This is a genomic window from Methylocystis silviterrae (assembly GCF_013350005.1).
Lineage (GTDB): Bacteria > Pseudomonadota > Alphaproteobacteria > Rhizobiales > Beijerinckiaceae > Methylocystis > Methylocystis silviterrae.
The window spans coordinates 110,161-122,466 of record NZ_JABVWW010000008.1 but is presented as its reverse complement, the minus strand read 5'-3'; the positions used below and the strand labels follow the sequence as shown (position 1 = coordinate 122,466).

At 62.0% G+C, this 12,306-nt stretch carries 13 protein-coding genes; 8 read left to right on the top strand and 5 right to left on the bottom strand.

Annotated features, from left to right (window positions below):
- Window positions 1-520, bottom strand: a 520-nt coding sequence (locus tag HUN39_RS11315; RefSeq protein WP_232366045.1) for a hypothetical protein, incomplete at its 3' end; no start/stop codon positions are given.
- Between the two features lie 903 nt (window positions 521-1,423).
- Here HUN39_RS11315 and amoC point away from each other — a divergent pair.
- The 3 genes from amoC (at window position 1,424) to amoB (ending at window position 4,448) form a co-directional block, all read left to right on the top strand.
- On the top strand, window positions 1,424-2,200 hold the full coding sequence (gene amoC, locus HUN39_RS11310) for a bacterial ammonia monooxygenase, subunit AmoC (RefSeq protein ID WP_175094614.1): 777 nt from the start codon (window positions 1,424-1,426) through the stop codon (window positions 2,198-2,200).
- Window positions 2,201-2,317: 117 nt separating this feature from the next.
- Window positions 2,318-3,088 carry a bacterial ammonia monooxygenase, subunit AmoA gene (gene amoA / locus HUN39_RS11305; RefSeq protein ID WP_175094613.1) on the top strand — a complete coding sequence of 257 codons (771 nt, stop codon included), beginning with the start codon at window positions 2,318-2,320 and terminating at the stop codon, window positions 3,086-3,088.
- A gap of 70 nt (window positions 3,089-3,158) precedes the next feature.
- On the top strand, window positions 3,159-4,448 hold the full coding sequence (gene amoB / locus HUN39_RS11300; RefSeq protein ID WP_175094612.1) for a bacterial ammonia monooxygenase, subunit AmoB: 1,290 nt from the start codon (window positions 3,159-3,161) through the stop codon (window positions 4,446-4,448).
- Between the two features lie 151 nt (window positions 4,449-4,599).
- Here amoB and HUN39_RS11295 read toward each other — a convergent pair whose 3' ends face one another.
- Together HUN39_RS11295 and metC are read right to left on the bottom strand one after the other, a co-directional pair.
- Entirely contained in the window at window positions 4,600-4,953 is a 354-nt protein-coding gene (locus HUN39_RS11295) for a hypothetical protein (protein WP_175094611.1), read from the bottom strand.
- Between the two features lie 75 nt (window positions 4,954-5,028).
- On the bottom strand, window positions 5,029-6,213 hold the full coding sequence (gene metC, locus HUN39_RS11290) for a cystathionine beta-lyase (RefSeq protein ID WP_175094610.1): 1,185 nt from the start codon (window positions 6,211-6,213) through the stop codon (window positions 5,029-5,031).
- 75 nt (window positions 6,214-6,288) lie between these two features.
- Between metC and HUN39_RS11285 the strand changes: the two genes are divergently transcribed.
- Window positions 6,289-7,320 (top strand): amino acid ABC transporter substrate-binding protein, encoded by a 1,032-nt coding sequence (locus HUN39_RS11285; protein ID WP_175094609.1) that lies wholly within the window; start codon window positions 6,289-6,291, stop codon window positions 7,318-7,320.
- Here HUN39_RS11285 and HUN39_RS11280 read toward each other — a convergent pair.
- On the bottom strand, window positions 7,313-7,903 hold the full coding sequence (locus HUN39_RS11280) for a DUF2478 domain-containing protein (RefSeq protein ID WP_175094608.1): 591 nt from the start codon (window positions 7,901-7,903) through the stop codon (window positions 7,313-7,315). The genes HUN39_RS11285 and HUN39_RS11280 overlap by 8 nt on opposite strands.
- Before the next feature lie 118 nt (window positions 7,904-8,021).
- Here HUN39_RS11280 and HUN39_RS11275 point away from each other — a divergent pair, with 118 nt between their 5' ends.
- Complete coding sequence (locus HUN39_RS11275; protein ID WP_175094607.1) at window positions 8,022-8,729, top strand: VWA domain-containing protein; 708 nt, start codon at window positions 8,022-8,024, stop codon at window positions 8,727-8,729.
- Between the two features lie 10 nt (window positions 8,730-8,739).
- Window positions 8,740-9,465, top strand: a complete 726-nt coding sequence (locus tag HUN39_RS11270) for a DnaJ domain-containing protein (RefSeq protein ID WP_175094606.1) — start codon at window positions 8,740-8,742, stop codon at window positions 9,463-9,465.
- Window positions 9,466-9,509: 44 nt separating this feature from the next.
- On the opposite strand, the gene HUN39_RS11265 is transcribed toward HUN39_RS11270, so the two are convergent.
- Complete coding sequence (locus tag HUN39_RS11265; RefSeq protein WP_175094605.1) at window positions 9,510-11,180, bottom strand: D-alanyl-D-alanine carboxypeptidase; 1,671 nt, start codon at window positions 11,178-11,180, stop codon at window positions 9,510-9,512.
- A 238-nt stretch (window positions 11,181-11,418) separates the two neighbouring features.
- Here HUN39_RS11265 and HUN39_RS11260 point away from each other — a divergent pair, with 238 nt between their 5' ends.
- Window positions 11,419-11,757, top strand: a complete 339-nt coding sequence (locus tag HUN39_RS11260; RefSeq protein WP_123177582.1) for a phasin family protein — start codon at window positions 11,419-11,421, stop codon at window positions 11,755-11,757.
- Between the two features lie 136 nt (window positions 11,758-11,893).
- A complete protein-coding gene (locus tag HUN39_RS11255) occupies window positions 11,894-12,229 on the top strand; it encodes a hypothetical protein (protein WP_175094604.1) in 336 nt (111 codons plus the stop codon).
- Window positions 12,230-12,306: the final 77 nt, after the last annotated feature.

Genomic DNA, 12,306 nt, shown 5'->3' with positions numbered 1-12,306 from the left:
TTCCCGGAAGGATGGCCTCGAGCCGCCTCACGCCCAACAGCCAGTCCACGAAAAGCCCGGTTATTGGAGGTGTCCAGTTCCCGACGCCGGACGCGCCGCGACCGCGACCCTCGAAGTCGCGCAGACGCTTGCGAATGGTGCGCCAATTCGGCGGCGCCAGCAGTTCTTCGCTGCAGCGCTGGTGAATGTCCTGCACCAGCGCTCTGAATCTCGGCCGAAGCGCGTGCGAATAATGGGCTTTGATCGCCTCCTGGATGAGCTGCTCGCGGCGCGGATCGAGACAGCGCGCGCCTTTCGGGCGGCCTACCGGACGCGTCCACGGCGCCGTGATGGCCCCGCAGGTGCGAAATGTTTTCATCATGCGATAGGCGGTCGCGCGGCTGACGCCCAAATCCTTTTTGAGCTCCTCGACGATCTCCTTTGAGGGCTTGTCCACGATGCCGCTCAGTAGCTCACGCAGAGAATCTTCCCGTCGCTTGCGATAATTCAGCTGATGGTCTTCTTCAGAGTTTCCGCTCATTTATTTTTCTCTTTTTATACTCTTCGGGCCACCTTGTAATTTTGCTTTGCATCAGATCCTTCCTGCTTTGTCTTGGCTCCTATCCGGCGTGATCGTTCAGGTCAAAGACATTGGTTCGTATCGAAATATCTTGCCTGTGAGGCGCGACATTTTGGCGACGCGCATGCAATTCGGCCCCTGCGTCTTCGCTCTCTCCTCGGCCCCGCGGACAGGGATCGTCCCAACTCGAGGGAGATCAAGTTGGGACGATCGTTCGCGCCGGGGAGGGCGGTTAAAGGTTGAGGGCTCGGTTCACGGTCGGAATGAAGATTGCGAAGAGGAACACGCAAAAGGCGACCCAAAAGGCGACCCAGCCAAGTTCATTAAACGAGTGCAAAGTCTTCATCCGTTTCCTCTCCATAGACTGCGGCGGACGCTGTCGATCAGCGCTGTTTCGATTTTCAACGATTCAACTCGACGCACAATAGGTTTAACTTGCGGCAACATGTCGCAAGTTTGACTATAATCTAGTCTTAAATCATTCTAAGATGGCGCTGTTTCATATTATAATACATCAAAAGCTGGTTAACCGCGCCAACAAACTCAGGTATCAATTATATACAAAACTTAAGTCTCAATATTTATAGCAATAAAATGAGATTTTAAACAGCATATGGTGCAAATTGTCGCATGCTGAATACTATACTTTGCTTGACGGCGACAGTGTTCGACGTGATAGGCTTCCCCCAGCTGTGAAACCCGCTGCGGGTTTGCGCACGCCGCGAGCGGTCATCGCGCAAGCGCTCTTTTGACCACTTCACGCGGCGAGACGGGCGCCTTGCGCGGCGCACATCGCAGCAATGGGAGGCCCAGCGCCAATCGGGACCGCACTTGCGTCTCGAGCCCGAAAGAGGAGAGGCAATGATGAATCAAACGACAGAAAAAGCCGTGAGCGCCGCACAAGCCGACGTGACCGATACGATCGTGAACTTCAAGCCCGCCTACATCACCATGGGCGTGATGCTGGTGTTTTACGTCGGCATCCGAATCTATGAGCAATATTTCGGATGGAAGGCCGGCCTCGATTCCTTCGCGCCGGAATTCCAGACCTACTGGATGAATTTGATGTGGACCGAGCTGCCGCTCGAGTTCGTCGCCTTCTGCGCCATCGGCGGTTATCTCTGGAAGACGCGCGACCGCAACATCGACGCCGTCGCGCCGCGCGAGGAGATGCGCCGCATCCTGACCCTCATCGGCTGGCTCGCGGTTTACGCCTTCTCGGTCTACTGGGGCGCCTCTTACTTCACCGAACAGGATGGCACCTGGCATCAGACGGTCATTCGCGACACCGATTTCACGCCAAGCCATATCCTCGAGTTCTACCTCAGCTATCCGATCTACATCATCTGCGGCTGGGGCGCCTTCATGTATGCGCATACGCGCATCCCGCAATTCTCCAAGCGAATCTCGCTCGCCTTCCTGATGTTCTTCGCCGGGCCGTTCATGATTTTCCCGAACATCGGCCTGAACGAGTGGGGCCACACTTTCTGGTTCATGGAAGAGCTGTTCACCGCCCCGCTGCACTGGGGCTTCGTGTTCTTCGGCTGGTTCGCGCTCGCCGTTTTCGGCGTTGCGCGCCAGGTGCTCGATCGCGTGATCGAACTCAGCAAGGAATACGAGAAGGACGCTCTCGCGCTCTAACGCGCGTCAACTCGCGCGCACAAATTCATCGAAAACGGAAAGCGGCCGTCGACCAAGGGCGAAGGCCGGGCGGGGCCGCCGCTTTCCTTCAGCAAGATCAATTCGAGAGAGGAAAACATGTCGGCATCAACTGAATCAGGCTTGCCAGCCGGTAAGACCTGGAAATCGAAAGAAGAGTTTCTCGGCTGCGTCATTCTGACGGATTGGATCCTGCTGGTGATCCTGTTTGCCGTGCTGCTCGGCTCCTTCCACATCCATTACATGCTGCTCGCCGGCGACTGGGATTTCTGGATCGACTTCAAAGATCGACGCATGTGGCCGACGGTGACGCCGATCGTCGCCATGTGCTTCGCTGCGGCCTCGCAGTCCTTCTTCTGGACGAGGTTCCGACTGCCGATCGGCGCCACGACCGTCGTGCTCGCCCTGCTGATTGGCGAGTGGATCAACCGCTATGACAACTTCTGGGGTTGGACCTTCTTCCCGATCAATCTGGTGTTTCCGTCGGCGCTCATTCCAATGGGCTTCTGGCTCGACATCGTGCTGATGATCTCGGGCAGCTGGCTGGTCACGGCGCTCCTCGGCGGCCTTGGCTGGGGCCTCCTGTTCTATCCGATCAACTGGCCTGTGTTGGCGCAATATCATCAGGCCACTGAAATCGACGGCGTGCTGCTCACGCTCGCCGACCTCATCGGCTTCAACTACGTCCGCACTGGCACCCCGGAATACATCCGCATGGTCGAGCGCGGCACGCTGCGCACCTTCGGCAAGGACGTGGTTCCGGTCGCCGCCTTCTTCTCCGGCTTCATTTCGATGCTCGTCTACTTCCTGTGGTGGAACGTGGGCAAATGGTTCTCGACGACGAAATATCTCGAGATCGAAGAGGTCTAGGACGCGACGCGCAATTTCACCGGAGCCGGCGACGGCTCCGGCGGCAAAAAATGCAAGGGAGTAACTCCAGATGAAAAGCTTGAATTTGCAATCGATGGCCAAATGCGCGACGGCCCGCGTCGTCCGCCTTTGGATCCTCGGATTGGCCGTTGCAGGCGCGCTAACGACCTTGCCGGCGGCCACGCCCGCCGCCGCGCATGGCGAACGTTCGCAGCAGGCCTTCCTGCGCATGCGCACGCTCAACTGGTATGACGTCAAATGGTCGAAGACCGAGCTCAATGTGAATGACGAGATGGAGCTCACCGGAAAGGTGCATGTGTTTTCCGGCTGGCCGCAAGCCGTCGCCAGGCCCGGCGAATCATTTCTCAACGTCGGCGAGCCGGGACCGGTGCTCATCCGCAAGAGCGCCTTCGTCGGCGAAGTGCCGGTGCCGCGCACCTTCTCGATGGATGTCGGCAAGGACTATGAATACAAGATCGTCCTGAAAGCGCGCCGACAAGGCCGCTATCACGTCCATGTCCAGATCAACGTCAAGGACGGCGGCCCGATCGTCGGTCCGGGCCAGTGGATCACCATCAAGGGCGACATGAAGGATTTCACCAATCCCGTGACGCTGCTCGAAGGTTCGACGATCGATCTCGAAACCTATGGGATCACCTGGACCTATATCTATCACTTCTTCTGGATGGCTGCCGCCGCCGCCTGGATTCTCTATTGGTTCATGACCAAGGGGATCATCGTCCGATATTGGCAGGTCAAGGCCGGCAAGGGCCGCGAGCTGATCGGTCAAAGCGAAAAGCGGATCGGAGCGATCACCCTTGCCGCGGTTCTCTTGGCTGTGCTCGTCTTCTATGCCGCCGCCAACCGGGAGTTCCCGCGCACGCTGCCGATGCAGGCGGGCTTGCTGACCGGCATCTCGCCGATCGACGAGCCGCGGTCGACCGTCGCCGTTCAATTCAAGGGCGGCTCCTATACGGTGCCGGGCCGCGAATTGCGGATCAGGGCGAAGGTGACCAACAATGGCAAGGAGCCGATCCGGCTCGGCGAATTCACTGCCGCGGGTCTGCGCTTCCTCAATCCGGAAGTCTTCACGACGCGGCCGGATTTCCCTGACTATCTGCTTGCCGACCGTGGCCTTTCCGTGAGCGATCCCAACCCGATCGCGCCCGGCGAGACTCGCGACCTGGAAGTGATCGTTCAGGACGCCCGCTTCGACATCGAACGCCTGTCTGATCTCGCCTATGACACCGATAGCCAGTTTGGCGGACTGCTGTTCTTCTTCAGCCCCTCTGGCGAGCGTCAGAGAGCTGAAATCGGCGGTCCGGTTATTCCGAAGTTCCAGGCGGGAGCCACGCTCTAATCCTCCAAGCGTTGTTGCGCGCTCGCTGCGAGCGCGCAACAAAACCTTGCCCGCCCAAGTTCTTGGGCGGGCATTTTGCATGGCGATTAGGCGATCGCTAAGGCGCGCGACCCTCGCGCCGCAATGAGGACCTACTTGGAGATGCGTTGGATTAGCGCGTTTTCGCCGGCGGCGGATCGGCGCGCATCCAGCCTTTCGGAAGCTTCATGCGGGCAGCCTTACAAAACACCGTAGGTTCGGAGACTTTGGCGGTCTTGTCTTTTCTGCCCGAGCGGCTCTTGGCTCCTGCTGGGGGAGCATCCTTGTCGCCTTTGTCGTAGACCGTCTTGTCCTTGCAGACGTCGGGGCATTTGCCGATGACGTCGGACTTGTTCTGGCCACATGACTTGCAGGCGCATGTGGAGTTCGGAAAGTCCTGACCGCTGGCCGCCCGCGCCGGCGCGACGCCCGCAATCAAAAAACCGCAGACGGCCACATAAGCAGCAACCCGGGAAACGGCCACCATATTGCTTCTCCTCTTCAAGACATCTTTTCACGATAAGGAATGCGAAAACCTGGAATACACCGCGGCGCGCCGCCTTCAATGGCCGTTGAGGCGCGCGAGCCCCGCCTCGAGATCAGACTTCAGATCCGCGACATCCTCCAGTCCGATGGAGAAGCGCAGCGCCGGCCCTTCCGGAGTCCAGCACGTCGCCGTCCTGTAAGAAGAGCAGTCGAAAGGCAGGACAAGGCTTTCATAGCCGCCCCATGAGAATCCGATACCGAACAATTCCAATCCATCGACGAAAGCGGCGACCGCCTTTGTTGAAGTCTCTTTGAGGATAATGGAAAAAACGCCGGAGGCGCCGGTAAAGTCTCGTTTCCACAGCGCGTGGCCGGGATGCGTCGCAAGGCCGGGATGCAGCACACGCGAAACTTCCGGCCGGTTCTCCAGCCACTGCGCGATGTCGAGCGCGGCGCGCTCCTGTTCGCGCAGCCGTAGCGCCATGGTGCGCAGCCCGCGCAAGGCGAGCGCGGCGTCGTCGGGACTGGACCCCATGCTGAAGGCGTTGAAGGTCGCGCGCAGGCGCTTCGCCCACTCCGAATTGGCCGAAACAAGCCCCATGAGGAGGTCGGCGTGGCCCGAGAGATATTTGGTGCCGGCGTCGACGGCGAGGTCGCAGCCGCGCTCATGCGGCGGGAAGAGAAGAGGGGTCGCCCAGGTGTTGTCCGCGATGACACAGGCCCCGTGGGCGTGGGCGGCCGCGGCGATTGCAGGAATGTCTTGAACTTCCATGCTCTGGGAACCGGGCGACTCGACGAGCACGGCGGTCGTTTCGGGCTTCATCATCGCGGCGATGCCGCCGCCGATCAAGGGATCGTAATAGTCGACTTTGACTCCGAAGCGCGCGAGAAGAGCGTCGCAGAAGGTCCGCGTCGGCTGATAGGCGGAATCCACGATGAGCGCATGCGCGCCCGCATGTGTGGCGGTGAGGAGCGCCAGTCCGATCGCCGCAAGGCCGGAGGGGGTCAACACCGTGTCCGCGGCGCCGGCGATCTCGCTCCAGCCCTGCTCGAGCGCGCGAGTCGTGGGCGTCCCCTTGGTGCCGTAGGTGTACGGTTGCCGTAACGCCTCGAGAGCGGCGACCGTCGGGAACAGCACCGTCGAACCGCGATAAATAGGGGGATTGACGAAGCCAAAATGATCGAACGGCGCGCGGCCGGCTTGCGTCACCAGAGTGGCGGGCTTTAATTTGCGCCTTGCTTTTCGCTTTTCTTCGGACATGCCGCCTCTGACAACTCGTCTTTGCGTGAACGCCGCGCGACCGTAGTATATCCTCCGCCGGATGCCGAGCCCGCCATGATCCGCCGCACAGCTTTCGCCTTCCTTGCGGCCTTCGCCGGAGCGCTTTTCGCTCTTAGCGCCGACGCGCAAACGGATGTCGGTCCCACGCTCGCGCAGATCATGAAGCGCGGCTACCTGACCTGCGGCGTCACCGACACGCCCGGCTTTGCTCAACGCGACGGCGCGGGCGAATGGCGTGGCTTCGACGTCGATTTCTGCCGGGCCGTCGCCGGCGCCGTCCTCGACGACCCCGCCAAGGCGCGATTCGTTGAGCTCTCGCAGAAAGAGCGCGCTGGCGCATTGCAGGCCGGCGCCGTCGATCTGCTCGTCAGCGCCTCGCCATGGACCCAAGCGCGCGACGCCGGTCAAAAGCTGATCTATGCCGGCGTCTTTCTCCATGACGGGCAGGGGTTCTTGGTCCGCCGGCAACGCAACTTAGCTTCCGTCCAGGATCTCGACGGCGCGTCGATCTGCATCGAGCAAGGCACGCCCTATGAACTCGCGGTCGCCGACTTTTTCCGGGCCCGCAAGGCGAAATATGATCCAAAGCTGTTCCCGAGCCTCGAGGACGCGGCCAAGGCCTATGACGAGGAAAAATGTGAAGCGCTGACGGCTGACGTTTCCACGCTGCATCGCGTCCGCATCGGCTTGACCGCGCCTGCGGATCACGCGGTTCTGCCGGACATTCTTTCGAAGTCGCCGCGCGGCCCGCTTGTCCGCCAAGGCGACGATCAGTGGCTGAACATCGTCCGCTGGACGCTGTTCGCGATGATCGACGCAGAGGAGCTGGAGGTGTCGAAGGCGAACGCCGACGCCGCTTTGTCGTCGGAGAATCCGCAGATACGGCGGCTGCTCGGCGTTGACGGCGCCCATGGCGACGATCTCGGCCTCTCACAGGATTGGGCCTACCGCATCGTCAAACATGTCGGCAATTACGCCGACGTTTTTGAGCGCAATCTCGGGCAGGGCGCGCCCTACGGCATGGAGCGCAGGCTGAACGCTTTGTGGAACAAGGGCGGCCTGATGTATGCGCCGCCGGTCAGATAGAGGTCCTTTCCGGCGAGCCGGCGCAAAGCTTCGCCCACCAATCCGCGAGCGCCTGGCGCTCGGGCGCGATGTCTTCCGCCAGCGGCCCGGCGAAGGCGCGCCATTCGTCGCGATAGTGCGGAGAGACCGCCGCGATCACCGGAACGCGCGCGGTCATCGCCGCTCGGAAGGCGTCGCAGAGCCCGCCCCGCGCCGCTTCCTGTTTGGAGAACTTGCTGATCACGATCAGTTGCGCGCCGTCGCGCGCCGCGCGCTCAATCGCCGCGCAGGCGAGGGCCAGCTCGCTCGTATCGAGATTGCAGGCGACCGAACCGGGGCCAAGGTCTTGCGAGATCGGATAAAAGGCGCCCGTGGCGACATCGCGCAGTACGATGCCCGAGCGGCCCGATGAATCCGCGACGCGCGTCTGCGTCACGCCGCCGACCCGCACGCCATCCCGCATCAGCTCTTCGGCGAAGGACTGCATCAGGGACTGGATCCGAACGCTATCTTCAGCGGGCAGGGCCGCAATGCGTGTCCATCCGGTCGCGGCCGTCAGCGCGGATCCGTTCAGGACATGAGATTCTTCGCTGGGGACCGACATCGAATCCTCGCCGGGCGCGCTGAAAGAGCCTATGTTTCAGGTTGCGCGCCAGCCTCTTGTTTATCAGAGAGCAGGGCCGATTTGATAGAGAGCGTCAGATAAAACGACGTGAACCGCAGTGGGCGAACATTCACCTAAACCGCCGGCAGCTCAAGGCTCTGTGCAATCGGGGCCGATAGACGCCTTCCTGGACAAGGCAAAGAACGTCGCGGCGAGCGCGTCGCGCGGACGCCTGATTTTCGCGCTGGACGCCACAATGAGCAGACAGCCGACCTGGGACATGGCCCAGTCAATTCAGGGCGAAATGTTCCGCACGACCGCCGCGCAGGGCGGACTGGATGTTCAACTCGTCTACTTCCGCGGCTTCGGGGAATGCCGCGCCTCGCGCTTCGTCTCGGGAGGCGAGGGGCTCGGCGCGCTGATGTCGCGCATCGCCTGTCGCGGCGGCCGCACGCAGATCGGCAAGGTTCTACGCCACGCTCTCGACGAATCGCACGCAGGACGCGTGGGCGCGCTCGTTTACATCGGCGACGCTATGGAGGAGCGGCTCGACGCCCTCGCGGCGACGGCAGGCGAACTTGGGCTGCTCGGCGTCAAGGCCTTCATGTTCCTTGAGGGGCACGACTCGGCCGCACAGCATGCCTATCGTGAGATCGCGCGCCTGACGGGCGGCGCCTATGCGGCGTTTGACGCCACGGCTCCAGGGCGTTTAGCGGAGCTTCTCGCCGCCGCGGCGGCCTATGCGGCAGGGGGCAGACGCGAGCTGGAGCGGCGCGCCGAAGAAGGCGGGGACGCAGCGCGCCTGCTTCTGTCTCAGATCGGTTGAGGATAAACGGATGCCCATTCTGATCGGACTCATCGCCCTGCTCCTGACGATTGTGGCGCTAAACGCCTATACGAAGACGTCGCCGGCGTTATTGGCAGTGATTTTCAAGCGCGGAGGCGGCTTCCTCGCGCTAGCGCTGGGCGCCTTGCTTTTGGTGCGGGGACGCCTCGACCTCGGCATGGCGCTCTTGGGCTTTGGCGTTTGGCTGATGGGCCTCAGCGGGGGCGCCCTGCGCGGCTTTCGCAAAGCGGGCGCAGGCGCCGGCGGCGTATCGCGGGTTCGATCGGCGATGATCGAAATGGAGCTCGACCACTCCACGGGCGCCATACGGGGCGTGGTTCTGGCCGGTCAGCATGAAGGCGTGCATCTTGATTCGCTGGCGCGGCCAGCTCTCCTCGAACTCTACGGCATTTGCCGCCGGGACGATCCTGACGGCGCCAGGCTTTTAGAGGCTTATCTGGACCGCAGATTTTCCGGCTGGCGTTCGGCAAGCGATACGCACGCAAACTCGGGGGGTTTTCGTCCGGGCGAGGGCGGCGCGCGTCATGCAGGCGCGATTACGGAAGACGAGGCTTATGAAATTCTCGGCCTCAAGCGCGGCGCGCCCGCGGCGGACATTGCGCGCGCCCATCGAGATCTGATGAAGAAGCTTCATCCAGACCTTGGCGGAACGACTGATCTTGCGGCCCGGGTGAATGAGGCCAAGGACGTCCTGATGCGGCGTCACCAGCACTGACGCGCGTTGAGCGCCGTAGTCGTGGTCCCAAGTCGTGGACATGATCAGTTCTTTGTCGTGAAGCAGGCGAAACCGGAGCGCTTGAGCGCCTTGCAGGCCGACTGCGCCGTGTCTTCCTCGAGCCCGGCGAAACGCGCGCGATAGAGCGTTTCAGTTCCCCGCTGCACCTTCTCGGTGAAGGCCTTGGCGGTCGCGGGAAAGCCTTGAAGCTGGCTGCGCGCGCGCACGAGCAGCTGATTGGCCTTTTCCTGATCGTCGGTCGCGCCGATCTGAATCATCCAGCCTGGCCGCCCCGGACGCGCGGCGTCCGCCTTTGCGAGCTGTGATTTCGCGGCGCCGGCGCGAACGGCTGAAGGCGTCGTGGACACGGGCGTAACCTCGATCTTACGCGCGCCGTTCGTGGTGGAGCCGTCGCGCGCGGCCACTGTCGTAGCGCCCGCGCGGGCCTTGGCGCTTGGAGACGCGCCCTTGCGTTCCGCATCCCGGTCGTCGGCCGTTCGCTTCTGACCGCCGGAAACGAAAGCGGGACGAACTGCTGGCCGCTCAGCGCTCTCCTGCGGCGGTATGGCCGCCGCCGGAACCGGAGCGTTCAGCCGGCGGCCAAATGGTTCGGGCTGCCCGGCGGGCTCTTCCTGAGGCTCGGCATAAGCCAAGCGCTCCGCGGCGATCTGTTGGGCGCGCTCGGCGGCGCGTTCGGCGCGCTGCGTGCGCTCCTGCGCCAACTGCTCCTGCGCCTTGGCGGCGCGCGGATCTTCGCTCACCGCCGCCGCAGTTCTTACCGAAGAGCCGCCGTCGATGTTTTCCTCGATCAGCCCCGCCATGATGCGATCCCGCGTGTAGGCGGTCTTACCGCCCATCACCACCGCGACAATGTGATGTCCGCGACGGCGCACCGAGGTCAGTAGATTGAAGCCGGACGCGCGCGTGTAGCCGGTCTTGATGCCGTCCATGCCTTCGACCTGGCCGAGGAGATGATTGTGGTTTCGGTGCAGGGCACCGTTGTAGGCGAAGCTCGGCGTCGAGAAATAGCGATAATAGCGCGGGAAGCGCTCCTGGATGGCGCGTCCGAGCAGCGCGAGATCATAGGCGGTCGTCACCTGATTTGGGTCGGGGAGCCCCGACGCGTTCTCATAATTGGTGTTGCGCATCCCCAGCGCATGGGCCTTGCGCGTCATCATCTGCGCGAAACTATGCTCGTCGCCCGCGACGTTTTCGGCGATCGCGCAGGCGATGTCATTGGCGGATTTGGTGACGACCGCCTTGATCGCATTGTCGACGCTGATCGTCTGGCCAGGACGCAGGCCAAGCTTGGATGGCGCCTGCGCCGCCGCGTGTTGCGAAATCATCAGCGGCGAGTCGAGTCGCAGCCGCCCTTTTTCAAGCTGCTCGAACAGAAGATAGAGCGTCATCACCTTGGTGACGGAGGCGGGGTGGCGCAACTCATGCTCGGCGCGGGAATACAGCGCGCGGCCGCTGTTGGCGTCGACGACGATGGCCGAAAAGCCGCGATGCTCGCCGATGACAGGATCGCTATTGGCGTTGGCGCGCGCCCGAACGGCCGAATTGCGGTCGTCGGAAGCGCTGCGGTGATGGAAAGAATGTCTGCCGCGCGCCTCCGCGGAGACCGACATTGTGACGAGGATTGTGATCGTGGCAAAGCTTACCGCGAGGAAGCGGGTCCGCGGCAGGCGGTCCGACATACTCGATCTCAGCATAAACGCGCCCCTTGACTTCACTGTTGTTCGCGCAACCGCCCAGCCGCGCCAAAAGTGACGATTTGGCAGACTAAGCGCTCGCGGTTACCCGCGGGTTAAGCGCTAGCCCGGCTCCGCGCCTATTTTGCGCCGCAACATTTTCATTGACTTTATTTTGTGCAATGCATATAAATAAGTCGTGAGCGGGCGCATAGCGCCGCATAGGGCGCCTTTGCGCCAAAATCATGAGGACGAACCGATGGCAGCTAATTTCGACAGCGTTCAGAAGCTCGGCAAAGAGCAGTTTGAAGCCGTGTCCGCCGCTGCGGCTGCGGTGACCAAGGGCTGGCAGAGCATCGCCGCCGAGACCACCGATTATTCCAAGAAATCCTTCGAAAAGAGCCGCGTTCTGGCGGAAAAGCTGATTACGGTCAAGAAGATCGACGAAGCGTTTCAGCTTCAGTCCGATTTCGCCAAGAGCGCCTACGAGGATTTCCTTGCCGAAGCGACCAAGCTCGGCGAGCTCTACGCCTCGATCGCCAAGGAAGCGTTCAAGCCGATCGAGTCTGCGGCGAAAGCCTATAGCCCTGCCGAGTAATAGGCGCTAAACACGTTCGTCCAAAACGCGGCTAGGACACATGAGCCCCGGGGAGGCGGTCGCCTCCGCCGGGCTTTGGACCGAGCGCCGTTCGCGCAGCTTCGCGGAACGGCGGTCTTTAGCCTAGGAGTACCACATGAGTCATGGAAAGCCGGCGATCTCCGCCGGCGCCTTGTTTGGCGCGTTTCTTCTGAGCGCCGCATTGTCTCCCGCGACGGCGCAGGATGTGCGCATTGGCTGTTCCCTCGTCCAGCAATATGGCGGCGCGGAAGTGAGCGCCGTCCTTGAGCAGGTCCGCTCAACTGTTGGCGAAAGCGAGGCGAACGCCCTTCACGCCAAATATGTTGGCCTCAGGAACGACTGCAGTTCTAATCTGAGCGCGTCTCGTGTGGTTCGCCTCTCTCCCGCGATGCACAGGCTCCTCAACGAATATGGCGTGAACGTTCACCGCTTCGCCGTTTTGCAGCGTTAGTCTGCGCTCCGCCCCAAACGTGAAAACGTTGGGGCGGACGCCGCTTTTCACGCTATCTGGGGACGGCGGCGCGCGCG

Coding starts and splice junctions, on each gene's coding strand:
- amoC (WP_175094614.1), top strand. CDS start 1,424: ATGAATCAAACGACAGAAAAAGCCGTGAGCGCCGCACAAGCCGACGTG.
- amoA (WP_175094613.1), top strand. CDS start 2,318: ATGTCGGCATCAACTGAATCAGGCTTGCCAGCCGGTAAGACCTGGAAA.
- amoB (WP_175094612.1), top strand. CDS start 3,159: ATGAAAAGCTTGAATTTGCAATCGATGGCCAAATGCGCGACGGCCCGC.
- HUN39_RS11295 (WP_175094611.1), bottom strand. CDS start 4,953: ATGGTGGCCGTTTCCCGGGTTGCTGCTTATGTGGCCGTCTGCGGTTTT.
- metC (WP_175094610.1), bottom strand. CDS start 6,213: ATGTCCGAAGAAAAGCGAAAAGCAAGGCGCAAATTAAAGCCCGCCACT.
- HUN39_RS11285 (WP_175094609.1), top strand. CDS start 6,289: ATGATCCGCCGCACAGCTTTCGCCTTCCTTGCGGCCTTCGCCGGAGCG.
- HUN39_RS11280 (WP_175094608.1), bottom strand. CDS start 7,903: ATGTCGGTCCCCAGCGAAGAATCTCATGTCCTGAACGGATCCGCGCTG.
- HUN39_RS11270 (WP_175094606.1), top strand. CDS start 8,740: ATGCCCATTCTGATCGGACTCATCGCCCTGCTCCTGACGATTGTGGCG.
- HUN39_RS11265 (WP_175094605.1), bottom strand. CDS start 11,180: ATGCTGAGATCGAGTATGTCGGACCGCCTGCCGCGGACCCGCTTCCTC.
- HUN39_RS11260 (WP_123177582.1), top strand. CDS start 11,419: ATGGCAGCTAATTTCGACAGCGTTCAGAAGCTCGGCAAAGAGCAGTTT.
- HUN39_RS11255 (WP_175094604.1), top strand. CDS start 11,894: ATGAGTCATGGAAAGCCGGCGATCTCCGCCGGCGCCTTGTTTGGCGCG.